Annotated in this window: 19 protein-coding genes and 1 pseudogene; 6 read left to right on the top strand and 14 right to left on the bottom strand. The window is 53.3% G+C overall.

The features are described 5' to 3' along the window. Nucleotides 1-420: 420 nt before the first annotated feature. The 4 genes from BMX00_RS09650 to BMX00_RS09635 form a co-directional block, all read right to left on the bottom strand. Entirely contained in the window at nucleotides 421-1,437 is a 1,017-nt protein-coding gene (locus BMX00_RS09650; protein ID WP_177171826.1) for an SdiA-regulated domain-containing protein, read from the bottom strand. Between the two features lie 287 nt (nucleotides 1,438-1,724). After that, nucleotides 1,725-2,150, bottom strand: a complete 426-nt coding sequence (locus BMX00_RS09645; RefSeq protein ID WP_090828817.1) for an OsmC family protein — start codon at nucleotides 2,148-2,150, stop codon at nucleotides 1,725-1,727. A 165-nt stretch (nucleotides 2,151-2,315) separates the two neighbouring features. Next, the gene (gene nhaA, locus BMX00_RS09640; RefSeq protein WP_090828816.1) at nucleotides 2,316-4,166 is read right to left on the bottom strand and encodes a Na+/H+ antiporter NhaA; all 1,851 of its coding nucleotides are present in this window, start codon (nucleotides 4,164-4,166) and stop codon (nucleotides 2,316-2,318) included. A 63-nt stretch (nucleotides 4,167-4,229) separates the two neighbouring features. After that, nucleotides 4,230-4,472, bottom strand: a complete 243-nt coding sequence (locus BMX00_RS09635; protein WP_090828815.1) for a hypothetical protein — start codon at nucleotides 4,470-4,472, stop codon at nucleotides 4,230-4,232. 155 nt (nucleotides 4,473-4,627) lie between these two features. On the opposite strand from BMX00_RS09635, the gene BMX00_RS09630 reads away from it, so the two are divergent. Next, on the top strand, nucleotides 4,628-5,506 hold the full coding sequence (locus BMX00_RS09630) for an SDR family oxidoreductase (protein WP_090828814.1): 879 nt from the start codon (nucleotides 4,628-4,630) through the stop codon (nucleotides 5,504-5,506). A 105-nt stretch (nucleotides 5,507-5,611) separates the two neighbouring features. On the opposite strand, the gene BMX00_RS09625 is transcribed toward BMX00_RS09630, so the two are convergent. From BMX00_RS09625 to BMX00_RS09610, 4 genes are all read right to left on the bottom strand, one after another. Continuing rightward, the gene (locus BMX00_RS09625) at nucleotides 5,612-6,898 is read right to left on the bottom strand and encodes a glucoamylase family protein (protein ID WP_090828813.1); all 1,287 of its coding nucleotides are present in this window, start codon (nucleotides 6,896-6,898) and stop codon (nucleotides 5,612-5,614) included. Between the two features lie 126 nt (nucleotides 6,899-7,024). Further along, nucleotides 7,025-8,695, bottom strand: a complete 1,671-nt coding sequence (locus BMX00_RS09620; RefSeq protein WP_090828812.1) for a glycoside hydrolase family 13 protein — start codon at nucleotides 8,693-8,695, stop codon at nucleotides 7,025-7,027. Nucleotides 8,696-9,035: 340 nt separating this feature from the next. Continuing rightward, a complete protein-coding gene (locus BMX00_RS09615; protein WP_090828811.1) occupies nucleotides 9,036-9,566 on the bottom strand; it encodes a DUF4142 domain-containing protein in 531 nt (176 codons plus the stop codon). A 246-nt stretch (nucleotides 9,567-9,812) separates the two neighbouring features. After that, on the bottom strand, nucleotides 9,813-11,288 hold the full coding sequence (locus BMX00_RS09610) for an amino acid permease (RefSeq protein WP_090828810.1): 1,476 nt from the start codon (nucleotides 11,286-11,288) through the stop codon (nucleotides 9,813-9,815). Between the two features lie 255 nt (nucleotides 11,289-11,543). On the opposite strand from BMX00_RS09610, the gene BMX00_RS09605 reads away from it, so the two are divergent. The 5 genes and pseudogenes from BMX00_RS09605 to BMX00_RS09585 all read left to right on the top strand — a co-directional run bounded on the left by BMX00_RS09605 (nucleotide 11,544) and on the right by BMX00_RS09585 (nucleotide 14,886). After that, a complete protein-coding gene (locus tag BMX00_RS09605) occupies nucleotides 11,544-11,744 on the top strand; it encodes a hypothetical protein (RefSeq protein ID WP_090828925.1) in 201 nt (66 codons plus the stop codon). Nucleotides 11,745-11,941: 197 nt separating this feature from the next. Continuing rightward, a complete protein-coding gene (gene ada / locus BMX00_RS09600; RefSeq protein ID WP_090828809.1) occupies nucleotides 11,942-13,045 on the top strand; it encodes a bifunctional DNA-binding transcriptional regulator/O6-methylguanine-DNA methyltransferase Ada in 1,104 nt (367 codons plus the stop codon). Nucleotides 13,046-13,069: 24 nt separating this feature from the next. Continuing rightward, nucleotides 13,070-13,803 (top strand): annotated as a pseudogene (locus BMX00_RS15105) (2OG-Fe(II) oxygenase). A 62-nt stretch (nucleotides 13,804-13,865) separates the two neighbouring features. Beyond that, entirely contained in the window at nucleotides 13,866-14,519 is a 654-nt protein-coding gene (alkB, locus tag BMX00_RS09590) for a DNA oxidative demethylase AlkB (RefSeq protein WP_090828808.1), read from the top strand. A gap of 130 nt (nucleotides 14,520-14,649) precedes the next feature. Next, nucleotides 14,650-14,886 (top strand): hypothetical protein, encoded by a 237-nt coding sequence (locus tag BMX00_RS09585; RefSeq protein ID WP_245728003.1) that lies wholly within the window; start codon nucleotides 14,650-14,652, stop codon nucleotides 14,884-14,886. Between the two features lie 105 nt (nucleotides 14,887-14,991). Here the strand turns inward: BMX00_RS09585 and BMX00_RS09580 are convergent, their stop codons facing one another. The 6 genes from BMX00_RS09580 to BMX00_RS09555 all read right to left on the bottom strand — a co-directional run bounded on the left by BMX00_RS09580 (nucleotide 14,992) and on the right by BMX00_RS09555 (nucleotide 22,955). Beyond that, complete coding sequence (locus tag BMX00_RS09580; protein ID WP_090828807.1) at nucleotides 14,992-15,327, bottom strand: P-II family nitrogen regulator; 336 nt, start codon at nucleotides 15,325-15,327, stop codon at nucleotides 14,992-14,994. Continuing rightward, nucleotides 15,324-18,404 carry an efflux RND transporter permease subunit gene (locus tag BMX00_RS09575; protein WP_090828806.1) on the bottom strand — a complete coding sequence of 1,027 codons (3,081 nt, stop codon included), beginning with the start codon at nucleotides 18,402-18,404 and terminating at the stop codon, nucleotides 15,324-15,326. Before BMX00_RS09575 ends, BMX00_RS09580 begins: the two co-directional genes overlap by 4 nt. Beyond that, nucleotides 18,401-19,558, bottom strand: coding sequence for an efflux RND transporter periplasmic adaptor subunit (locus BMX00_RS09570; protein ID WP_090828924.1), 1,158 nt, complete (start codon nucleotides 19,556-19,558; stop codon nucleotides 18,401-18,403). Before BMX00_RS09570 ends, BMX00_RS09575 begins: the two co-directional genes overlap by 4 nt. Nucleotides 19,559-19,722: 164 nt before the next feature. Continuing rightward, on the bottom strand, nucleotides 19,723-21,036 hold the full coding sequence (locus BMX00_RS09565) for a TolC family protein (RefSeq protein WP_245728002.1): 1,314 nt from the start codon (nucleotides 21,034-21,036) through the stop codon (nucleotides 19,723-19,725). 460 nt (nucleotides 21,037-21,496) lie between these two features. Then, on the bottom strand, nucleotides 21,497-22,492 hold the full coding sequence (locus BMX00_RS09560) for a tyrosinase family protein (protein ID WP_090828804.1): 996 nt from the start codon (nucleotides 22,490-22,492) through the stop codon (nucleotides 21,497-21,499). 19 nt (nucleotides 22,493-22,511) lie between these two features. Continuing rightward, a complete protein-coding gene (locus BMX00_RS09555; RefSeq protein WP_090828803.1) occupies nucleotides 22,512-22,955 on the bottom strand; it encodes a hypothetical protein in 444 nt (147 codons plus the stop codon). Nucleotides 22,956-23,586 lie beyond the last annotated feature (631 nt).

Raw genomic sequence — 23,586 nt, 5'->3', positions numbered from 1 at the left:
AGTTAGAGAAAGGTGTTTCAGAATATAGGAAACAAATGACCAAGGTATTAACGTATAGGGTCGAGAAGAGAGGACGTATGCGCGCAAATAAATACCAGCCTGGAATCCACGTGAACCGGGCCATCCCTCTGGTTGCAGGAAGCTGAACAGGTTCACGGTAGCTGCGCTTTCGGGAGAATGGATGCTCGCCAAGCGCGCGATAAAGGTGTGCTTGTGCTTCTGATACAATGGGGGAGAGGCACGGAGCGCGATGGATGACTGCCTCGGTGTCCAGGCATTAGCCTAAGGGAGTTGGACAGTATTATACCCGATCCCGCCAGACCATATTGGAGCTATAGCCGTCTTTCAGTAGCCATTTCTTCAATAGAGTTTCAAGCTATGGAGGGCTACGAAGCGCTGTGCCCGTGTATGGCGGCCTATTTATTGCGCCGCCGGATCGACAGGAGACAAGCGGAAAAGGTTGAGCTTGTCCTTTTGCTTGATATCAATTCCGATCCAGGGGTGCATCGTGCTATCAATTACCAGGCCTTCCGCTTTTTCGATTCCGGCGGGAAGCTTCCAGTATGTGTCGTGATCCACAGAAACCACGTCTTCGTGGGGTTTCAGGGTTCTTTCCAGGCGAATCAGCGTCGAGCTTTCCTGTGATAGCAAATACACGCGCCCATCCGGGCCAAGCGTTATTTCGCTGGCGTCCCTCGCGAGTGCTGCAAGGTGACCTGAAAATTCCCATGTCTTCAGTGCGACCCAATGCCTGGATTGCGGGATGATAAACGCCTCGCCATGCTCAAGAAATGTATCCGGTCCATAGCCGAGGGGAGAGTCTCCCTCCGGACCGAACTCGATCAGCATGGATGGCTGTTTCTCTTTCAGGATTAGGACATGTCCTTTCTTCATGAGTATCATTCCCTCACCGCGCGAGTTGGGGCGATCTTGCCAAACGCGGTCGAGTCGCTTTATGCTCGAAACATCGAGTTTGAAAGTTCCCAGGTCGTTCCTCAGATTGCGGTCGAGGCAGGAGACTTCACTCCGGGTTTCGCTCAGCATGCAAATCGTGTCCAGGCTATCTGTCGCGATTGCTTCCCATTGGGAGGCGCTTGCGGTGCGCTTGCCTAGAACCGCAGCGGCATCATCCACACTCAGGGTGATTTTCCCGGATGAGCTGTTGATGCGGAGGTTTGCAATATCATAGCTCGCGTCCCCGATGGCATAGAGGCTAATGCCAACCGCGCCAGCCTCCTCTCTTCTGTCCTCAACGGTACGCCCGATAGCAAGCCCCGACAGTTCGGCGATCGGAACATTGTACCGGTCTATAATCGCCAGTTCTCTCTGCGTCTCTCGGTTTTTCTCTTTTCTTTCTCCAGACTCGCTTGGCTCGGCAAAAGCGGCTGTTCCCCAACTGCCCCAGATGCAGAAGCAGGTTGCCAGAGCGAGTCTCATGAGTGGAGGGTGTGTCATGGTCGGGGAAGAAACAGGGAAAACCTCCCGGCAGACCCGGCGTCGAGCTGGAGAGGATGAGTAAGTGGGGATGATGATCCCGGAAGCAACCCGGCAAGGAACAGCTTAATATGTGTCACCGTTACCCGGACTGTACTTTAGTCCAATTGGCAAGGCTCGAGAAGCGTGTAAGATGAAATTGGGGAAACAACCAATGTTTCCTCAGTGTACCTGGCGCCTCAGCCCGGCAGCAGTGATCCTGCTCCGGGCTTTTTCTTGTGCTTGAAAGTTTATTCCAGTCGCGCATCCATTGTGATCTCCGCCTTTAGAAGCTTGGATACCGGGCACCCGGATTTCGCTTTGTTTGCGATCTCTTCGAACTTTGCCTTGTCGGCCCCCGGTATTTTTGCTACCACATTCAAATGGCTGTGGGTAATTTCAAATCCATCTCCTACCTTGTCAAGCGTAACACCGGCATGAGTTTCGATCCGCTCGGGCGTCATCCCCGCTTCTCCCAGCATTAATGAAAGCGCCATGGAGAAGCAGGCAGCGTGTGCAGCAGCGATAAGCTCTTCCGGGTTTGTGCCCTTGCCATTTTCGAATCTCGATTTGAAACCGTAAGGCGCTTCGTTGAGCACACCGGTTTCAGTGGAAATGGTGCCACCGCCATCTTTGATGCCGCCTTTCCAAACCGCCCATCCGTTCTTTGTTGTCATGATTGCTCCTTCCTTCGTTAGAAAATGCCATATGCTCGAGATTTGCTACATGATCGATTGGGATTCTGCGGAAAACCGATAAAGTGCGCATTCAGGCGATAACCGTCTGTGCGTCCTGTAACAGATTCCCGGAATTTTTGGGGAGATGGATCTCTTCCGAAGTTTTTAATGTGAATCTGAATCCCGGCGAGCGTTCCACAATATTGCGACGCCGACAACGGCCGACAAAATCGAGCCTGCGAAGATGGCGATTTTGACCGCGGCAAAATCGGCCTCTATGGCAAATGCCTCGCTGGCTATGAAAAGCGACATGGTGAAGCCGATTCCGGCCAATGCGCCGGCCCCGGCCAATTGGCGCCAGGAATACCCATACGGCTTGGTCGCAATACTCAGCCGGACCGCGGCGGCCGTTGCGGCGATGAACCCGAGCGGTTTGCCGATCGCCAAGGCCACGGTGGTACCGATAATCAGCGGCGCGTGGCCGCTGAACACATGCGTGCTTACTTCCACACCCGCATTAGCCAGAGCGAATAACGGCAATACAACATAGCTCGATCTCGGCGCAACATGGCGCAGCATGCGATCGGCCGGCGATTCCAGCCGGTCATGGATGGCGTCCAGCGCCTCCAGCGCAGGCTCGGATGGCCCATAACGCAGGACTTCCCTGCCGCGCTGTGTTTCAGCCGTGAGTATCGCATCAGCTTGCATCATCAGCGCCCGGAGGTTAGGCGGCGGGCGGGTCGGAATGAAGAGGGCCAGGATAATCCCCGATAGAGTTGCATGTATTCCACTTGCATAAACACAAACCCATAGCGCCCCTCCGAGAGCAACATAAGGAGAAGCGCGGTATACGCCCCCTTTATTAAGCAGCGCCAGCAGCGCGATAATCGCTGCGGCTGCGGCTAGATAGACCGCATGGAGCTCGCCCGAATAGAACACTGCCACTACAATAATGGCCCCGATGTCGTCCACAATCGCAGCCGCAGTGAGAAAGACGCGCAGCTCGATCGGAACCCGTCTGCCCATCATGACTATCAATGCGATCGCAAAAGCGGTATCGGTTGCCATGGGGACCCCCCAGCCACGCGACCATGCGCCTTCAGATTCAGCTGTGGAACCGTCGGGCACCAGTATCAGGTACAAAAGGACGGGTACTACCATACCGCCAATGGCCGCAAAAATCGGCAACATCGCGGCCTGTCGGTTGGAGAGATGGCCGACCGTGAATTCCCGCTTGATCTCCAAGCCGACGACCAGGAAGAAGATTACCAACAACCCGTCATTTATCCACTGCCGAAGTGAGAGATTGAATTCCGTAGCGCCGAAAGCAAGACCGAGGCGCTGTTCCCAGAAGTCATTAAAATCCGGGCCCAGCGGGGAATTGCTTAGTACTATTGCTATCCCCGTTGCCAGCAGCAGCAGGATGCCGGTCGAAGGCGCCCATTTGGCGAAGTCCAGTGCAGCCGCGTGAACCACATGACCGAGAGAGCCCAGCATTGCCTCTGAAAGGGAATTGGCATCCCACGGGCCATCGTAGCGACGGTTGTTGATGAAGAACGTCGGCGTGATGATGACGCCGCTCGCTGCCGCGCTTTCCACGTCTGCATCCACACGGGCTTGTGCCTGCAAGAGCAGGTCATTTCGCCCGGGGCCTTGCTCATCATCGAGACTGGCGGCCATGGTATGCAGGTCATCCTCGGTCAGCTTGTCAGACAGGGCCATCAGCGAGACATGCATGTTCCAGAAGCGCGCTGGGTCGCCAACGGATTCCACCCGCTCGGCCGCCTGGCGGGCGATGAGGCTTCCCGTCAAGGGGCGGTGACGAAATACATAGCGCAAGCGGTTACCGAACCGACTGCGCATCTGGGCGACGCGCTCGTGAGCAAGGCGAGAGGCGGGGTCCGCATAGCTGCCGTACTCGACCAGGGTGATCTCGGCATCGGAAGGGCCCAGTACGTGGTCGTATGACTCGTCGACAGGCCGATCGAGGCGATTGGGCGGGGTATCGGGCGTCACTTCAGTATTGCGCGGGAATCACGCAAGGCGGACAAAAATATCAATAAATCAGTGAGCCGCTTTCTACCATATGCATAATGCGGACGTAAACTCATGGTTCTCGATCCGGTCAATTGCCCGCGATAAAGCGTCGCGGAGTTCGCGAGCCTGCTCTGCCTGCATGATGTATGGCCTGCCTGGATCTGCCTCGGCCAATTTCTGCTGCTCATGAGATAAAAATGGAAAGCGGACGGAGAGAAGCCCTTCAACCGGCTCAGCTTTTACTTCCCATCCGATAATTGGAAATTGAAAAAGATCGTCATCCATAAGAACTCCCGGGAACTGTTGTCGTGAAGGAAGCTCAAGTTTAGCAAACACCGTCTGGCTGCTTCGTTACCTAGCGAACATACGGATGTGGAAGTCGCTGCTATGAGTACCCTCCGATACCTGCAAGCCAACCTTGGAATAACGAGGAAGCCGCCATGATTGTCATTACCGCCGCCAGCGGGAAGCTGGGCCGAGCTGTCGCCGATGAACTGACCCGACGTGTTCCTGTTTCAGATGTAAGGCTGGCTGCCCGCACGCCTGCCAAACTCGAATTCTGGAAATCCCGGGGCTTAACCGTCGTGCGCACCGATTGCGACGATCCGGGGAGCCTCAATGCCGCTTTCGCAGGCGCGGATGTGGTGTTTCTCATTTCCAGCAACGGGCCGAACGAGGTGCGCATACGTCATCACAAGAATGCAATAGACGCGGCCAGACGGACGGGCGTCAAGCGCATCGTCTACACCAGCTTTGTGAATCCGAGCGTCCAAAGCAAATTTATCTGGGCCCATTCACATGCTGAAACCGAACCCTATCTCAAAGCATCAGGCATTTCCTACACGATCCTGCGTGATAACCTGTATGCTTCGAACCTGGATGGCCTGATCAGCCAGGCAAGGGAAACAGGTACATTTGCGCTTCCGGGTACAACGGGGAAGGTGGCTTACATCACCCATGCTGATATCGCAGCCTCCGCTGCCGCTGTGCTTACCCAGCGCGGCCATGAGTATAAAACGTACGAGCTTACCGGGCCCGAGGCCTTGGACGGTTTCGAGATTGCGGCCATTATCTCGGAAGCGGCAAGCCGACCGATCAAGGCGGTGGATCTTGCACTGGAAACCGCCGCGGCAAACTTGCGATCAGCCGGATTGCCGGAATTTGCCGTCGAAGGTATCGTGAGCATGTACGCGGCCGCGCAAGCGGGTGAATATGCAACCGTAACGCATGATGTCAAACTTCTTTCCGGCCGCCCGGCCGCGCCTGTCCGTGCGCATATCAAAGCCGTAGCCGTCCGGGAGCTCGTAAAATACACTTGAGTAAATGGCCGAGGGAACGTTCAGCCCCACAATTTTCGAGATAGAGGTTGGCGGTCACTTTTGAGTCTGTTAGCCCATCGCGCCCGGAGTTATGCAGGCTGCGGCTCACAGCCAACCTCCGGTAAACCCCGCCCGCCGTAGTCCGTTAACTATATACCTGCAGTTGCGCATCAATTGCCACAAGAAGCCGGTGCGGTAATTTTCAATCATGAGAACGATGGGCCCCTGGTTGATTCCGAAATGCCATTTGGATACCCATCCATAGGCGTTGCCGGATTTATCCGGATAGGTAGGGTTAAAGGTTGCTTTGAACCCATAGGGATTGCCCGCGGTCAATTTGATGTGGTGAATGCAGTAATCCAATGCCGGCAGCACGATCTCGGGCGCGAACGGGAGCGAAGCCACCATGGCCCAAGGTGCAACCGTGCCATCGTCGGGCCCATACGGGACACCACGCGCAATATAGTCAAAAAATCTACGCTTGACCCCATTGACCTCCATCACGCAAGGGCCTGGTCCATCGCTCGCGGTGATCCCCCAGCAGCGTCTGTCGTAGCCCGAGAACTTGAAGGGGTTGTGCATTGCATATTGCTGCTGGATATAGGTTGCGCGGCGGCTATTCTCGAAATAATCGATGCCTTTTTCCCGCATATAAGCATCCTGGATATTGCGGAAATCGATCCATATATGCGAGAACTGGTGGGTAAACAAAGGTCCCGCATGGAGATATTCATAACCATAACTTTGTACCCATGCGTATGTACTTGCCCATGCTGTATAGCTGCTTTTAGCGAGCGGGTGCGTAGGCGAACCCAGCCCTAGCGTATATAGCAGCAGCGCTTCATCGTAGCCTTCCCAGCGGTATCGGAGAAAGCCGCTCTCCGGTTTCCAGCCATGGGTTACGGTCTCGCCATGATTCTGTGCCCATTGCCAGTCTGCACGACGGTAGAGCGCGTCGGAGAGCTCCCGGATTTCATTTTCATCCGCCGAATCCGCATCGAAATAAACCTTGGCTGTTAATGCGCCCGCCAGCAGGAAAGCGCTGTCTACGGTTGATAGTTCGCTTTTCCAGGCGCGCCGGCCCGTTTGCATGTCGAGAAAATGGTAATAGAAACCCTTGTAGCCGGTTGCGTCGGGCTCGGGGCCTTGTGGACTATGCCAAAAAAAACGCAGGGTAGCGAGGGTGCGCTCCACCGCCGCCGCGCGAGACATGAGTCCACGTTCGACGCCAATCGGGTAGGCGGCCAGCGCCAGGCCGGTGGCCGCAATGCTTGCCGGCCAGTCAGGCGAAGTCTTATCAATAACCAACCCGTTGGCGGGATTCGTCTCATGCAGAAAATAACTGAACGCTTGCCGTTGTATTTTTTCCAATTCGGCATCGGTATTGCTCATTGTAAGGAATTCCTTAACGAACTCTTCCTGGAGCGTTGTACGATTGGTTAGCGAATTTCTGAACAGGAATTGTCGAGCAGTTTTTTGCGGTGCACCGGGTTAACGACTTCGGCCCATCAAGTCTGTTCACGTGTTCCTTAGCCTCATCACTCTTCCTTCAAATGGATGTAATTGATGCGCACCACCTTGAGGGTGAGTTGAAAGCAAAACTTCACTGTTTACCGGATTTTCAACCCGATATTTGGACATGTTGAGTACCACCATATATTTTTCGTCATCGGAAATTCGGTAATAGGCCAGGATCTTTTTATCGCATAAGTCGTGCGCGATCTCCAGACTTCCCCCATGTAGCGCCGGGGTCGCGTTTCGTAGCCGGATAAGCTTTTTGTAAAAGTTGAAAAGCGAGCAAGGGTCCGCCACCTGCTTCTCGACATTTATTTCGTTGAAATTTTCAGCCACAGGCAGCCATGGTTTGGTTGCGTGATCACAAAAACCCGCGTTCGGTTTTGAGTTCCATAACATCGGCGTACGGCATTCGTCGCGGTTGAGAATCTCGATACTGCGGTCAACCAGAGCCTGTGGAATCCAGCTAAGCTGCATGGCGATTGCATCCTTTCCCTGCTTGAGTGGAATTCTTACCCTGGGTATACCGATCTCATCCCCAAAGTATGTGAAGGGAATGCCTCTGCAAGTAAACTGAAAAAGCGCCAGTAATTTTGCTTTTTCAATGCTGCCTCCCAATCGGCTGATCACGCGGGTACGATCGTGATTAGCGAAGACGAGGGTGGGTATCAGGGGTTCCGGAAAATGTTTTTCAAACTTCATCAGCATTTGCCGGTAGCTTTCCGCTTTGAATGGGGTTGAAACCGCCTTGAAAAGAAAGATGGCGTCCAGGCCATCCTTGCCATCGAGATAGCAAAACCGATTGATGACTGCTTCGTCGCCGTGCGATTCGCCTATCAGGACTCTTTTCGGATTAGCAAACTCATCCACGACACTTCGTAATTCGGTAGCGAACACGAAGCTTTTCTCGTGGAGAAAATTGTTTTTCAGGTGCTGGAAGAAAATGGATAGCGATTTATCCGATGGAGCTAACCGGAAGCTGGGCGGATTTTTGCGGAGTGTGGAATCTTCGTAAATAGCACTGATAATATCCAGCCGGAAGCCATCAACGCCCTTGTTTAACCAGAACCTGACAACATCGAACATGGCTCGCTTTACATCGGGATTATGGTAGTTCAGGTCGGGCTGAAAAGGCAGGAAGGCGGTGTAATTGAACTGCTTTCGTTCCGGGTAATAAGTCCAAGCCTTATTGCCCGCCATTGCGCGCCAATTATTCGGGGGCTTGGTGCCATTTTTTCCTGTCCCGTCTTTCCAGATATACCAGTCAGCCTTCGGATTATCGCGGGAACTTGCCGATTCCTTGAACCACGGGTGCTCGTTGGAAGTATGGTTCAGCACCAGGTCGAACACGAGCTTCATACGCCTGGCATGCACCTCACGCACCAGCTTTTCAAAAAGCGCCATGTCGCCGTATTCTGGAGAGATCGAGAAGTAGTCGCTGATATCATATCCAAAATCTCTCTGCGGACTTTGGGTAAAGGGCGAAATCCAGATTGTTTCGTAACCAAGATCTTCAAGATAATCGAGTTTTTCGATAATGCCCGGTATATCGCCAACGCCATCATCATTGCTATCGAAAAACGAGCGGGGGTAGATTTGATAAACCGTGGTTTTCTTCCACCACTCTCTATCTGAATGGCTGGTGGAGGTAAATTTTGCAGATTCTGCGGCCATAACCCTATTCAAGAATAGGCTCACAAGCAGTGGGTTTGGGGATGTTTTTGGCTGATGCTTTGATTATAAGACAGAGTTCTGCTCTGGGCTTATCGTCGTTTTAACGGAAGTGTACAGCATGGAAAGAACAAAACGACGGAGAGCGCAACATGAAGCTAAAAAACGGCGGACGTATACATCAACGGCGGGGTTGCGCGCTCTAGCGGGGGCTGGAGCTAGAGAAACTCAGGATAACCTCTGCTTTGCAACAGATCGCCAGCGCGCTGCCGGCAGACTGTCAACCAAGCTATTGGCAGAGGACTTGTCCCGGTTTCCCTAGCGAGATGGTCTGGCGGGCTGGTCAGTGCTTTTTATGCAGCGCCGCCTTGACTTGTTTTGCATGCTCAATATGCGAGACAAACGATGGCCGTACCTTTACCAGCAGTGCTTTCAACTCTTCGTTCTTTGCATTGGGGATAAGTGTCTTATCCACTGCGTCGAGCACCTGTTCGTGATAAGTCACTTCGTGATCGATATATGCTTTGTCGAAGGCAGCACCACTCAGTGTTTTAAGATGCGCAATATTCTTATCGCCGCCCGACCTCAGGCTTTCGCTGGTCGGGTTATCCTTTGGCGTGACTTTCAGCTTGGTCACCAGGTCTACCGCCTGTTTATTTACATCTGAGTGATCGGCAATCATGCGGTGGGCGAATGCCTTGACGTCTGCATTGGATGCCTTGGATTCGGCCAGTTTGCCGGCATCGATATCGACCTGATTGGCGGCGACGACAATCGCCGCAATCTGCGCGTCGTCAGGGACGGCTGCCTGGACTGTGGCTGAAAACATGGGGACAATCAGAGCAACGCCGAGCATGAGCATGCTGTTTTTCATATATCCTCCATAAAAATTTATAAAAAATAATTCGTCGGTGGGTCTGTTACACATCTCTTAAGGCTGGGCCACGTTCGAATGGCAAAAGCTGCCATCTCAGACTTAAGAATTCATACGACTGATGATTATGTGTACGAGTTCAATGCCGACGTGATATTTTTTTATAAGTTGGGCTAATGCAAACCCATGTTTAGATAAAGGTTTTACCTCATGGTGGAGATTCGCAGGGAAATGACAGGCTTTGCTTCATTCGCTACGGCTTGTGGGAAGCTTGCTCAAATGGCTATGTCTGTGAGCATAACCGTAATAGACGATCAGGCCGATAACCGCCCAGTACAGGAAAAGCCTGATCGTTCCCCAACCCAGGCTGACGAACAGCAGGGTACAACCGGCCATTGCCATGGGTCCGACGATCCAGATAAATGGTGTTTTGAAGGGCCGGTGAAGATCCGGCTCGCGGCGGCGCAGCACCATTACGCCCAGCGACACCATAAAGAATGCGAAGAGCGTGCCGGAGTTCGAGATGTCGGCGAGCATTCCCACCGGGAACATCGCGGCGAACAAGGCGACAGCCACGCCTGTCACCATGGTTACGATATGCGGGGTATGAAAGCGCTCATGCACGTGGGAGAAAACCGTTGGCAAAAGTCCGTCTCGCGCCATGGTAAACAGTACTCTCGTCTGCCCGTAAATCATCATCAGCACTACAGAAGGGAGGGCCACGATGGCAGCGGACGCGACCCAGTTGCCGACAGAAGGGTATCCCACCTCGCGTAATACGAATGCCAGGGGTTCCTTGGATAAGGACAGCTCGCTCCCTGGTTGAGCCCCCACAGCGCCTACCGCGGCATAGGCGACAATCAGATAAATAACGGTACAAATCGTCAAGGAACCGATGAGTCCTATGGGGACATTACGATTGGGATTTTTCGTTTCTTCCGCCGCAGTCGAGACGGCATCGAACCCGATATAGGCAAAGAATATGGAAGCGGCCGCGCCGAGCACTCCGACACCGGAAAACGGGGTACCCCAGCCATTGGGTAGCATGGGGTCGAAGTTGACGGCGTTGACGGCGGGCAGGGCGAGAAAAATGAATGCCGCAAGCGCGATAATTTTTACAATCACCAGAATGGCGGTGAATCGGGCGCTCTTCGATGTGCCTATAATCAGCAGAAAAGTAACGAAAAGCGAGACCAGGAACGCCAGCAAATTGAATCCACCTGAAGCGGTGACTACTGTTGTGCCTGCGTTGGTATGGGGTGCCACAATAACCGTATCATAGGGACCGGCAGTCAGTGCCAGGGGTAGGCCATAGCCTACCTCATGCAGGAAACCGTTGATGTAGCCGGACCATCCGACGGCCACCGCGGCTGCCGCGACCGCATATTCAAGAATAAGTGCCCAGCCCACCATCCAGGCGGTCAGTTCGCCAAATATCGCGTAGGAGTAGGTATAAGCCGATCCAGCAACCGGCACTATTGCGGCGATCTCGGAATAGACCAGCGCTGCCAGCGCGCAAACCAGCCCGGCGATGATAAACGAATACATCATGCCAGGACCGGCCTTGGCGGCGGCAACCGATGTCAATACGAAAATGCCGGTTCCGATGATGGCGCCGATTCCAAGCATCGTCAAATCGAAGGCCCCGAGCTGGCGCTTGAGCCCCTTTTTTTGGGCTGATTCAAGGATATGATCCAACGATTTGATACGCTTAAACAACAATCTGTGTTCTCCGGTTGAGGACGGCGGCGCTATCCGTACAAGCGACTCAGGCTCTGCAGGTTGAGCAATAGCGTATTCTAAACCAGAGGGAACGGGCGGAGTAATATGCGAAGCGATACTATTGCGGTGCCGGGGCGGTGAAGAATGGATACCACGGAATTTTCTTCCCCGCGTCCATTCGATGACATTCAAATAACATGGATATTTGTGAATTACCTGACTATCATTCTTAATAGATTATTTGTGGAGGATGACATGAACGCTGGTTATAAAGGATACAGTATTGTTACTGCGTCGGAGCGAGACGACAGCACCGGTCTCTGGAATGGCCGCTACAGGATTCTTGATGATAAAGGCGTTGTGGTCTACGAAAGCTTCGTAGAACCGTTACACGATGAAGACAAGGCGGATGAGGCCGCCAATGTAGAGGCGCGTGCATGGGTCGATAGACAATAACCAGCGGCGCCGAAATGGCGAGCGCAGCGAAATGCCGGCGGGGTATTCAGGCTGATGGAGTCAACCGAGGCAAACGAAACGATCGAATTTGAGCCGCTCAGCAAGGCTGAATTGAAAAGCAAGACTCGGAGTGCGGTGGCTGGGAGATGTTGCTAAATTGCAACGTTGATCAACAACGCGAACCGAAGGAGTACACCATGAGTTTAAATACAGTAGGACAAAGAGCGCAGCGAGCGGCTAAAACGGTCAACGATCCCCGGTGGACTGACATTATCGCGCGTAACACCGAAGCTGACGGCAAGTTTTATTACGGGGTCAAGACCACGGGTGTGTACTGCCGTCCATCATGCGCCGCTCGCCCGGCCCGGCCCGAGAATATCGGTTTTTATGCGACCTGCGACGAGGCCGAGAAAGCTGGCTTCAGGCCCTGCAAGCGTTGCCAGCCGGGCCGACCTGAGCTGGTTGAGCAATATGCTGCCAAGGTGACCCAAGCCTGTCGCATCATCGAGAAATGGGAAACCGCCATTTCCCTGGAAGACTTGGCCACGCAGGTCGGCATGAGCGCCTATCACTTTCACCGTATTTTCAAGCAAACAACCGGATTGACGCCACGGCAATATGCAGCGGCGCAGCGGGAAAAAAAAGTGCGCGACGAACTCGGCCGCGGCAGTATGGTGACGGACGCAATTTTTGATGCGGGCTACACTTCCAATAGCCGTTTTTACGAAAAATCAAACAAGGTTCTAGGCATGATGCCGAGCAGCTACCGCGCTGGCGGCACCAACACCGAAATCCGCTTTGCCGTTGGCGAATGTTCCCTTGGCTCCATCCTGGTTGCCCAGAGCGACCGCGGCATCTGTGCAATTTTGCTGGGCGACAATCCTGACAAGCTTGCGCGTGACCTGCAAGATAGCTTTCCTCGTGCCAACCTGGTCGGCGGGGATGCGAACTTCGAAGAGCTTGTCGCTAAAGTAGTCGGATTTATCGAGGCACCAGGCATCGGCCTGGATCTGCCGCTGGATGTCCGCGGTACAGCCTTTCAGCAGCGTGTGTGGCAGGCGTTGTGCGAAATTCCGGCGGGACAGACCGTAAGCTACACTGATCTCGCCACAAGTATCGGCGTGTCGAAATCCGTACGTGCGGTGGCGCACGCCTGCGCGACAAACACGTTGGCAGTCGCTATTCCCTGTCATCGTGTAGTGCGGAACGACGGCGGCCTCGCTGGTTACCGCTGGGGTGTCGAGCGCAAACGGACGCTTCTTAAGAAGGAGTCGAGGACGGGAGAAGGTGACGGTGCTTGAGGAAATACAAACGTGAATACACTGATGACGAGGAAATTACGCGAAATTATCCCTGTCAGAGATATCGCCAGGCGAGTGAATAAACTTGATTTGAAACGGCTGTCGGACGACCTGGATGCGCAGGGATGCACGGTGATCGAAAAACTCATTACTCCTGAGGAATGCGATGCATTGGCCGGACTTTATCCGAAGGACGAAATTTTCCGCAGCCGGATCGCGATGGCCCGCCCCGGCTTCGGGCGGCGAGAATACAAGTATTTCAGCTATCCGCTGCCCAGCATCATTTCACAACTGCGGACGTTTATATATTTCCGGCTGGCGCCGATCGCCAATCGCTGGAGCAAGGCAATGGACATCAAAATGCATTACCCGAAGCAGCACGCGGATTATCTCGAGCGTTGTCATGAGGCAGGCCAGCGCGACTCCGCTGCTATTGCAATACGAGCCTGGCGACTATAACTGCCTGCATCAGGATTTGTACGGCGAGCATGTATTCCCGATTCAGCTCACCATACTGCTACCCGAGCCGGGCCGTAATTTTACCGGTGGCGAATTCGTATTGACTGAGCAGCGGCCGCGCATGCAGTCACGGCCTGAAGCTGTTCCGCTTCGCCAGGGAGATGCTGTCCTGTTTGCTGTGCATCGCCGGCCGATGCAAGGCACCTGGGGCTACATAAGGTCAACTACGGCACGGCGTTAGCCGCCTGCGCTCCGGTCGTCGTCATACGGTAGGAATCTTTTTTCATGACGCAACGTGAGGTCTCAATCGCCATCCCAAGAAGACTCGTCTGAGGTTTTTCTTAGGGACAGGAAAATATGCATGACGTTCGGTTTATTTGAAGATATGGCGCCGTGTCGGGCGCAGCGGGAAGAGTTGTGTCCGGGCGCAGTCGTATTGCGAAGCTTCGCGCGAGTGAACGAAGATGCAGTCTGCGAAGCATTATGGTTTATTACAGCCGAGGCGCCGCTTCGCCACATGATCACGCCTGGCGGTTTTCGCATGTCTGTCGCCATGACGAATTGCGGCTCCTATGGCTGGGTAACGGATCGCACAGGGTACCGCTATGATCAGATAGATCCGGAAAGCGGCAAGCCCTGGCCTCGCATGCCCAGCGCGTTTTTTAACCTTGCGCAGGACGCCGCTGTAAGTGCCGGGTTCAAGGATTTCGAACCCGATGCGTGCCTGGTCAACCGCTATGAGGCAGGGGCTCGGCTATCGCTCCACCAGGACAAGGACGAGCGCGACTTCAGCGCGCCTATTGTCTCCGTTTCGCTGGGCCTCCCGGCCATATTTCTGTGGGGTGGCTTGCGACGGGAAGACAAGGCTATGCGAATACCATTAATGCACGGTGACGTTATGGTGTGGGGAGGGCCGGCGAGGCTGCGCTATCACGGCGTGCTGCCGGTCAAGGAAGGATATCATCCGCGGACAGGTCCGTATCGAATCAACTTGACGTTTCGAAAAGCAAGGTAGAAATGGCACGCTGTAGCCTTTATCATCCGCGTATGGGCCCTCTGCGTGCCTTATCGAACAGACAACATCGAAAAGGTGATTTACTTTTTAAAGGTTTTTTCTTCAAAATCAACCATAGGCGGAATTCCAAATGAAGAGGAGTATACTTTTATCAGCCGCGATGGTCATCACAACCTCGGCCTTTGCTGAAAAAGAAGAGAAAGTTCGATGGTCTCAACTTCCCGGCGCAGTCCAGAAGACCATAACGGATAACGCCGGCGATGGGAAAATAGAGGAAATAGAGAAGGAAACAAAGACGAAGGACGGGAAGACGGTTACGGTTTATGAAGTTGAGGTAAAAAACGGGAGGGGAGAAAGTAGAGATTAAACTTGGCGAAGATGGCAGGCTCATCGAGTTTAATGCCGCTTAAAACGGAAGCATGGAGAAGGAGGCGTGGCGACTGCCCATTGCTTCACGATAATTCACTACAGATCAGGGCTGGTGTTTTTCGTGTTCATCTTTCTGTAATCCCATACTGATGTGTCCGCTTCTATCCACGTCGATGACATAAATTTTGCCTGCTCCGCGCTGATGAGTATTGGCGGCCTGCATCACCGTATTAAAAATACCTTCAACGAGTTCATCCGGCGCGAAAATTTCGATACGTTTCCTCGGTACATAAGGAGTGAAATCCTGGTCGATCACCTTCTCTCCGCCGAAACCCTCGCAATCGGACACACTCATACCCGGGAAATGAGGTATCTCGAGCAATGCCTGGGTAACCTTCGATAACATGAAAGGTTGAATATAAGCGCGAATTTCTTTCACGGAATCACCTTAGCTTTATGCCATTCCTCAAAGTTTCGGTAAAGGGCGGGAAGCATGGTCAGGGTTAACAAAGTCGCGCTGATCAAGCCGCCGATAATGACCACGGCAAAAGGCTTGACGGTTTCCGATCCAACGCTGGTGGAAAGCGCGGCAGGCAATAATCCGAGCATTGCCATAAGCGCAGTCATTACCACCGGCCGAAGCCGGCTGACAGAACCTTGCAGAATGGCTTGATCGATTGGGATGCCTTCGCGTCTGAGTGCATTGATTTGCGATAATAGAATGACGCCATTCTGTACGGCAATACCAAACAGAGCGATAAACCCGACAGCGGCGGATACACTCAAGTGAATACCCGTCAGCAACAAGGCTATCAACCCTCCGATCAAGGAGAACGGCACATTCAATACGATCAGAGAAGCATTCCGGACCGAACGGAATGTCCAGAATAGCAGCACGAAGATCAAGGTAAAACTCACCGGCACGATAAAATAAAGCCGCTTCATCGCACGCTCCTGATTCTCGAATTGCCCACTCCAGATCATATGGTACCCCGGTTGCAGATGGACTTGGCGGGCAATCCTTTGCTGTGCCTCAGCCACGAAACTGCCCTGATCGCGTCCGATGAGATTACACTTGATGGCGATGCGGCGCATGTTGTTCTCGCGGCTGATGCGAGATGCTCCCTGGTTCGTTTTGATCTCGGCCAGTTCAGCCAGTGGTATGCGGCTCCCGCCCGGTGACAATACTGTTATATCTTCAATTGCTCCCACCGAATCCCGAGCGGAGCCGATCAGCCGCACCGTCACATCGAAACGCCGCTCGCCCTCCAGCATCTGCGTGGCGGACTTGCCTCCTATCGCCATCGCAATCACATCTTCCACATCTGCTATATTGATGCCAAAGCGTGCAATCTTTTCCCGGTCGATAGAGACGACTAATTGCGCCAGCCCGGATTGCTGCTCGGCCGCCACATCTGTGGCGCCCTCAATGGAACGAAGAATGCTCGTGATCTGATTGGCTTTTTCCTGAAGAATCTTGAGATCCCCGCCGAACACCTTGATGGCAATCTCACCCTTGACTCCCGAGATTGCTTCCTCCACGTTGTCCTGGATCACCTGAGAAAAGTTGAACTGTAACCCTGGAAATACCGCCAGCCTTTGCTCCATTGCCCTGACCAGCTCGTCCTTATCGCTATAACGCCAAGTCTCTTTCGGCTTGAGATCAATGAGAACTTCCAAGTTATTGAAGCCCTTGGGATCTGTGCCATCTTCAGGGCGGCCCAATTGCGTGAGAATTGACTTCGCTTCGCGAAACTCGGACAGGCGCGTACGTATATCTCTTTCCAGTTCTTTGGCTTTGTTGAGCGATACGGGTGTGGGCAAGGTGATCGTCAACCATACGTTGCCCTCATCCAGCTTGGGCATGAACTCGGTACCGATTAGCGGCCAGGAAGCCAGGGACAACGCAAGCGCTATACCCGCACCAACGAAGAGCTTGCGGGGATGCCTCAACACTGCTTGCAGTATAGTCGCGTAGCGCTGTTCCATACCGCGGACGAGGGGGTTATGAGATTCGGTAAGACGCGGCCCGAGCAGGTAGCTCAGCAGTACCGGCACCAAAGTCAAACTGATGATCAGAGAACCCAGCAAGGCGAAAGTGAGCGTGAACGCCATCGGGGAAAAAATTTTTTCCTCCACTCGTTGAAAGGTAAAAATGGGTATAAAGGCGATAATAAGAATGGCCTTGGAAAAAAGGATCGGGCGGGCCATCTCCGCTGTCGTGGTGAGCATGGACTGGCGCATATGCGCCGCGCTTGCATTTTGGCGCATGTCCAGCGTCACCTTGACCATGATGGCTTCGACCAGCACCACGGCACTGTCCACGATGATGCCAAAATCTATCGCGCCCAAGGAAATGAGATTGGCGGAGACATGTTTCATATCGATCAGGATGAAAGCGAACAGCAACGATAGCGGCACAACCACGATGACTACCATGGAGGCCCAGAGCCGGCGGAGAAAAACGATTAGCACCACAAAAATCAGGACGGCTCCTTCCACCATATTGCGCTCAACCGTATTGACGGTATGCTGTATCAGTTCGGTTCGATCGTAGATGGGAATTAACCTGATGCCTTGAGGTAAACCATAGCTGTTAAGGTGTTCGACTTTTTCTTTTACCCCTTTCAGTACTTCAACCGCATTGCTGCCCTTAATGAGCAGGACAATCCCCTGTACTACGTCGTCGCGTTCGTTAAAGCCAACAATACCAATGCGCGGCTGGGGACCGACGACGACATCGGCGACATTTTTCACAAAGACAGGGACACCCTCGCGGCTGGCAATGACCGTATGGCTGATGTCATTTGTCGACTTCAGTAGACCGGTCCCCCGCACCACCATGGCCTCATTGCCGTGATCGATATAACCACCGCCGGTGTTTGCATTATTGGCGGCGATGGCGCGATGCACATCGGGCAGCGTCAAGTTGTAATTTCTGAGTTTGTTTGCATCAACCTGTACCTGATATTGTTTAACACCGCCGCCAAAGGCCACAACATCGGCTACGCCATGGACGGAGCGGAGAGTGCGCTCGATGAGCCAATCCTGTAATGCGCGCTGCTCCACCAAGGGAACGCCTGGTGCTTCGATCCGGTAGCGATAGATTTCCCCGATGCCCGTAGTCAACGGGCCCAGCATGGGTTTCACGTCAGCAGGCAGGCTCACGCCCTTTAATCGTTCCAGCACCAGCTGGCGAGAAAAATAATCCTCCGCATCATCATCAAAAGTCAGCGTTATCACCGATAAGCCAAAAATGGATACCGAACGCATATTGATCATACGCGGCAGGCCGTTCATTTCCTTTTCTATAGGCAGGCTGATGAGTTTTTCCACCTCTTCCGGGGCCTGTCCTGGATATTGAGTCACTACCTGCACAAACACATTCTGCACATCGGGAAAGGCCTGGATCGGAAGGCGTTCGAACGAGAGAATGCCGATGACAGCGAGCACTATCGAAGTACTGATGATCAACAGCCGCTGTTGCAGGCAAAAAGCGATAAGCCTGCTGATCACAGCGGTCTTTCTCCACTTTGCTGCTCATTATCCTGCTCGGTACGCAATAGCAGGGCGCCGTGCACGACGAGCCGCTCGCCCGGCTTGAGACCATCTAGAATCACTGCCCGATCCTTGAGCCGCAGGCCGACCTTGACCGGACGTTTCCGATAATGATAATCACCGATATCAACGTACACCCACTCGGATTCATCCTCAGTAAACAAGGCCGTGAGAGGCACCACGATCGCCAGATCGTCCGGATCGCTTTGGACCTCGGTGGCGGCATACATTGCAGGCAACAGCCGCCCGTCCGCGTTGGGTAATGTGCATCGCACTTTGACTGTTCGTGTGTTCTCATCAACTATCTGGCTGATACGAGTTACGGTTGCCGTAAAGCTCTCGGCAGGATATGCCAGAACACGCAGCAATACTTTCGCGCCCATATGAATCAACCCGATATCCTTCTCGTAAATATCCATCTGAACCCATAACTGAGTCAGATCGGAAATCACGAACAGTGGCGCCGCCAGATCGGACCGGACTTGCATGCCGGGATTGATATGCCCTTCGGTGATTGTTCCCGAAATAGGCGCATGCAAAATGAAGCGGTTATCTGTTCGCTTGCTGCGCACGCCCAGGTTGGCCAGCTTGAGGCGTGCTCGTTCCGTCTCGCTTCGCGCATGGCTCAGATTATCATCAGCCTCGTCCAGCTCCTTGCGCGGCGTGATCCCGTTATCGACCAGTTCCTTTATTCGCTGGTAAGCACGCTCGGCAAGGTTCAGATCGGCCAGGGCATCGGAATAGGCGGATTGTGCTTGGCCTAATTCCGGACTATCCAGTTCAGCGAGCACGTCACCGGCGCGAACGGTGGTTCCAATGGCGGCAATTGCTCCGATCACCCGTCCGGCAATCGGGGAGGAAACTCGAACAGTATGGAATTCGTCATATACAATCTTGCCGGTTACCGGCTCCATCAGCGGCCGCTGAACCAATTGAACGGTAGCTTCTTCAATATATTGGCGCTTGGGCGAATTTTCGGCGAGTATCACCTCGTCTTTCGGACGGGGTTGAGTGGAGCGCGGTAGCTCCTTGTTTTGCGGCTGGCAAGCCAGTAGGGATAGACTTAATAGCCCCGCTGCGAACCGGGTAATGTCGAGAAACCTGGTATTCATGCGAGTAAATTCGGAACCTGCATCTTTGTCATAAACCGGAGTAGTGCAAGAGGTAGCATTCACTTGAATCTGCGAAACTCCAAGCTCACATTAAACCGGGCGTCATCAACAACTTTCGCTCACTGTACTCTGGCCTTGCATCTGAGGATCAGTGAGTCCACCAATCATCTCCGCCCGGGGTCACGCGCAAAATTTCCGGTTTCTTCTCCATATGCCATCAGCAAATCTGCCCAGGCTTTGCTGCGGTTCGACAGTGCGGTGTAATAATCCAGCATGATTGCCCGATAACTCCGTTGCGCATCGATCAGATCCAGCACGCCCACCGCACCTTTTTGATAAGCGATTTCCTGGGCTTTGCGCAATGTCTCAATTCGCTGGACCACCGATGCTTCAAAGCGCCGGGCTATGGCGTCAGCGCTTTTCCAGGATGCAGAGGCCTTCATAACTTCCGCCCGCACGTCATACTCGGCCTGTCTTAACGCCAGTTCGGTGGAGGTCAAGCCCACGCGAGCCTGGGAAATTTCGCCTTTTTGCTGGTAGAACAAGGGAATCGGTATACTGATACCGACCCCACCCGTGCGTGGAAACTGATTACCCTGATCCTGATCGTAGAAGGCGCTTATTGTCACATCGGGAATGATCTGCCGCTGTGCCAGGGTGAGCATTTTTCGCGCCTGCGCGATGCGCACTCTTGCAGCGCGCATGTCGGGGCGGCGTTCCAGCGCGCGTTGGACCAGTTCATCCTGCCTGATCAAGGCGATTTCTAAAGCCACTTCGGGCCATGCTCCGGCTGCATTGATCTCGATACTATTTTCCGGCCACCCCAATAATAATAAGAGATCGGCTCGGGCCTGGTTCAATGCTGTCCGGGCCTGGTCCTGATCGCCTTGAGCCTTTAGACTTTCAACCTCGATGCGAATAAAATCCATCTCTGCAACATCGCCTACCTTGAGCCTGATTTCATTTACCTTCAGAATTTGGCGGTAGTGCTCGAGGTTATCGGTTGCGACCTTGATTGTCTTTTGGGCTAATAAGAGGTTGTAAAAATTACGCCGCACGGTGTTTGTGAGCACTCGTGCAACGTCTTGCACGTCGAAGTTCACGGCCTCGGTAGCCAGTTCGCTGCTTTCTATCCGCAGCCGCCGTTTCCCCGCTGTTTCTATGAGCTGCTGAATCTGCGGTAACAGTGCTGGCACTGCCAAGTGGCGGCTTTCGGGTGCAAATGCCTTAGGGGCCAATTCGTGTACCGTAAAGCTGAATACCGGATTGGGAATCGCGGCGGCAATGATTTCCTGGGCTCGAGCATTATCGATGTTAAGGCTAGCTGCAATCAGGCTGAGGTTGCGCTGATAGAACAGCGCGATAGCCTGCTCCTCGGTAAGGGTCAATTGGCCATCTATCGGTGCTACCATTTCCGCTTGCGATATCACCGCCCATGCGATCAGAATCACACCTGAGCAGATTTTCCAATTTAACAAGCTGTTCAGGAGCTTATACACATCAGGGTAAAAATCTTAAGGGCGCCGAGAGGGAGTGTGCCTACCTTACCTGCGACATTATCAAGCGGAGTCAACCGGCCAATAATGACTTTGGATTATACGCTGATGGGGTTCTGAATTGAGGATAGACGTGCCTCGACGCAAAGAATGCAGCAGGTAGCCACGTCGCATGTCAGTTTTCGAAAAGCTGTTTTTGAGAGCTATTTTGCTTGAGAAGAACGCCTGGCTGCGAGACGTGCCGTTATTATATTGAAGGGAAAGGCCAACGGACGCTCTCTTCCAGGGAGCTTTTTATCCTGAACTGAAAGCCATTCGGGCTGCCAGAAAGAGAAAGGCAGAGAGAGGCGTGACGGAACCCGCCATAGCTATTCTGCGGACGGGATGGGTCAGAGAAGATTATCACCTTAACTATTTGTCAACTGAGCGCTCACTTCTTCGCTCACACAGTAAGCGAATCATATGTATAAAGTTCGCTGACATCAAGCATTTCGGCCGGGGTGGTGCTTCCTGACAAGAGGGAATTCAGGGTATCGTTGAGGCGATGACCTTTCAGGCTGGCTGGTTCGGATTGCGCTGGAGCATAAACTCGACCATGACCTCCAGGTGCTGGACGCATCCAACTTTCCCAAACGCGGTCCACATTGCAGTGGTTGAGATAAAAAACAGGATCATTGGGTGATGTGGAGGGGGACATATCTCCCCCGATAAACACATGCACGCGATTATGCAGGCTCGGAGGTGGAATCCCGGGATCATCCTGCCAACCTTCAATGAGATTACGAAAGCCATCAGAGCTCGTTTTCCAGGGAGCGACGTCATAGACGGGTTGATTCAGTGCGACAGCCGTATGCGCTTTTCTTGGCAGCCGATTAGGCCCCGGCAAGCCTTGCACCGGGGCGCCCAACTGGCGGCGCAATCCTCGGTTCACCTGAATCAGTTGCCCGTTAACGCTCGCGGTAATGCGGACGCGCCAGGAATCCGGATCAACGGAATTGAATGCAAACGGCCCTGTGGCTACAGGAGCTCCGCTGCCCCCCATATAGCTTCTGCCCCAGATGGCCGCCCGTCCCTGGCGAGCGGGGGCGAGTTCACCGTCTTGCGCCCAATCCCAGTACGGCAATCCAAATGTCGTGTCATTGCCAAGCACGCGCTGGAGATTCATTTCCAGTTGCAGCAGCATAAAGCGGTGCCACGGCAGAAACACAGGACCGCGGTGGGCAGCATTCCGGTCGCCTTGGTTTGGAGGAGTAAACGTTGTCATCGCAACGTGATGCCAAACCACGAACAGGTCATAAGTGCTAACCGGCCGGGAAGGACCGGCGATGCCAAGATTTGCAGTGGTTGGGCCGGGGAACTCGTTCTTCAATAATTTTACGCCCTGGATGTATTGGTCACGCGCGGTTGCGCTGGTCAGGATGTTTTCGCGTATAGCCATTACATTCTCCCAAATATTCTTATTGATGATCAGTATGATCTTTTTTTACACCACGCCTCGAGGGAGTCGATTTGGGAGCGGATTCGGTACGAGGCTTGACCAGGGTCGCCTGTTCTTCGGATACAGTGGATCCGTCGGCGGCATTGGCGAAATCATCGGGAAAAATGTCAATCAACTGCTTGACCATATCAAGGGCGGAGGCGAAGCTTATGTTGGGTACCGGATGATAATGAACTTTTCCATCATCGGTGACGCCCATATGGCCAGTTACCGGCTTGCCATCAACTTCAATCTGATAGGTTGTGCGAATAACGATATGATGACCTTCGTAGTCCGCCTCGCGCATGGTTTCTGATGTGGGATGCTGATGTCCTTGAGTTTCCTCTACCTTGGGCGCGTGTTTCTTGACATACGAATCGATCGAATTTACTGTCGGCCGCTCGACGGGATTCTTGCTTGGCATGGATTACCTCTTCATGGAAATTCAATCGGTCAGTCTTCGTCAGTCTTCAGTCAGGTCACGATAAACCAGGCCGTTCCGTGAAAATTGACATGGAATAAAATTGCGGTGCCCCAGATGATTCTGCAATCATTGAGATGCCTCAGTGATGTGCCTTGGTTCTTCTTATTCTCTATAGATTTTTTTAGTTCGGGCAGCCTGAATCGCTTTGTAGCCGTTCCTGCGATTCCACTTATTACAGTTAAAGATAGAATCAGGCTTTTGAAAAAGCAAGAAGTCATGTAAATGCAGGTATAGGAACGAGGGGTAGGAAACGAGAGGTGGGGCGACGTCGAATGAATTGTTCGAGCGTCAGGCAGGTAAAGGTGATCTGGTTATCGATCCGGCGCACAAAAAGCAAGAACGTCATACCCAGCAGCGGAAGCCGATAACGGGTAACGTGCACGCATCCCACTCATTGTTGGTAGGACTGGATTCCCGGCAAGCTCGAATGACGAAAATTTGCAATTGTTCGCCGTATAAGTAAACGCAATGAGCAAATGAAGCTCAGTAAGCTGCGCGGTCCTTGAGGACCACGAGTATGGTTTTCAGGATGATGTGCAGATCGAGCCGCAGCGACCAGTTGCGCAGGTAA

The organism is Nitrosovibrio tenuis, from assembly GCF_900109785.1.
Lineage (GTDB): Bacteria > Pseudomonadota > Gammaproteobacteria > Burkholderiales > Nitrosomonadaceae > Nitrosospira > Nitrosospira tenuis_A.
Note: the sequence above shows the minus strand (reverse complement) of the source record. Positions and strands in the feature narration are given on the sequence as shown.

Bases quoted from the DNA above. Each gene is read 5' to 3' on its own strand.
- BMX00_RS09630 (WP_090828814.1), top strand. From the start codon at position 4,628: ATGATTGTCATTACCGCCGCCAGCGGGAAGCTGGGCCGAGCTGTCGCC.
- BMX00_RS09625 (WP_090828813.1), bottom strand. From the start codon at position 6,898: ATGAGCAATACCGATGCCGAATTGGAAAAAATACAACGGCAAGCGTTC.
- BMX00_RS09645 (WP_090828817.1), bottom strand. From the start codon at position 2,150: ATGACAACAAAGAACGGATGGGCGGTTTGGAAAGGCGGCATCAAAGAT.
- BMX00_RS09585 (WP_245728003.1), top strand. From the start codon at position 14,650: ATGAAGAGGAGTATACTTTTATCAGCCGCGATGGTCATCACAACCTCG.
- BMX00_RS09570 (WP_090828924.1), bottom strand. From the start codon at position 19,558: ATGAATACCAGGTTTCTCGACATTACCCGGTTCGCAGCGGGGCTATTA.
- alkB (WP_090828808.1), top strand. From the start codon at position 13,866: ATGACGTTCGGTTTATTTGAAGATATGGCGCCGTGTCGGGCGCAGCGG.
- BMX00_RS09555 (WP_090828803.1), bottom strand. From the start codon at position 22,955: ATGCCAAGCAAGAATCCCGTCGAGCGGCCGACAGTAAATTCGATCGAT.
- BMX00_RS09650 (WP_177171826.1), bottom strand. From the start codon at position 1,437: ATGAGACTCGCTCTGGCAACCTGCTTCTGCATCTGGGGCAGTTGGGGA.
- ada (WP_090828809.1), top strand. From the start codon at position 11,942: ATGAGTTTAAATACAGTAGGACAAAGAGCGCAGCGAGCGGCTAAAACG.
- BMX00_RS09615 (WP_090828811.1), bottom strand. From the start codon at position 9,566: ATGAAAAACAGCATGCTCATGCTCGGCGTTGCTCTGATTGTCCCCATG.
- BMX00_RS09635 (WP_090828815.1), bottom strand. From the start codon at position 4,472: ATGGATGACGATCTTTTTCAATTTCCAATTATCGGATGGGAAGTAAAA.
- BMX00_RS09560 (WP_090828804.1), bottom strand. From the start codon at position 22,492: ATGGCTATACGCGAAAACATCCTGACCAGCGCAACCGCGCGTGACCAA.
- BMX00_RS09605 (WP_090828925.1), top strand. From the start codon at position 11,544: ATGAACGCTGGTTATAAAGGATACAGTATTGTTACTGCGTCGGAGCGA.
- BMX00_RS09620 (WP_090828812.1), bottom strand. From the start codon at position 8,695: ATGGCCGCAGAATCTGCAAAATTTACCTCCACCAGCCATTCAGATAGA.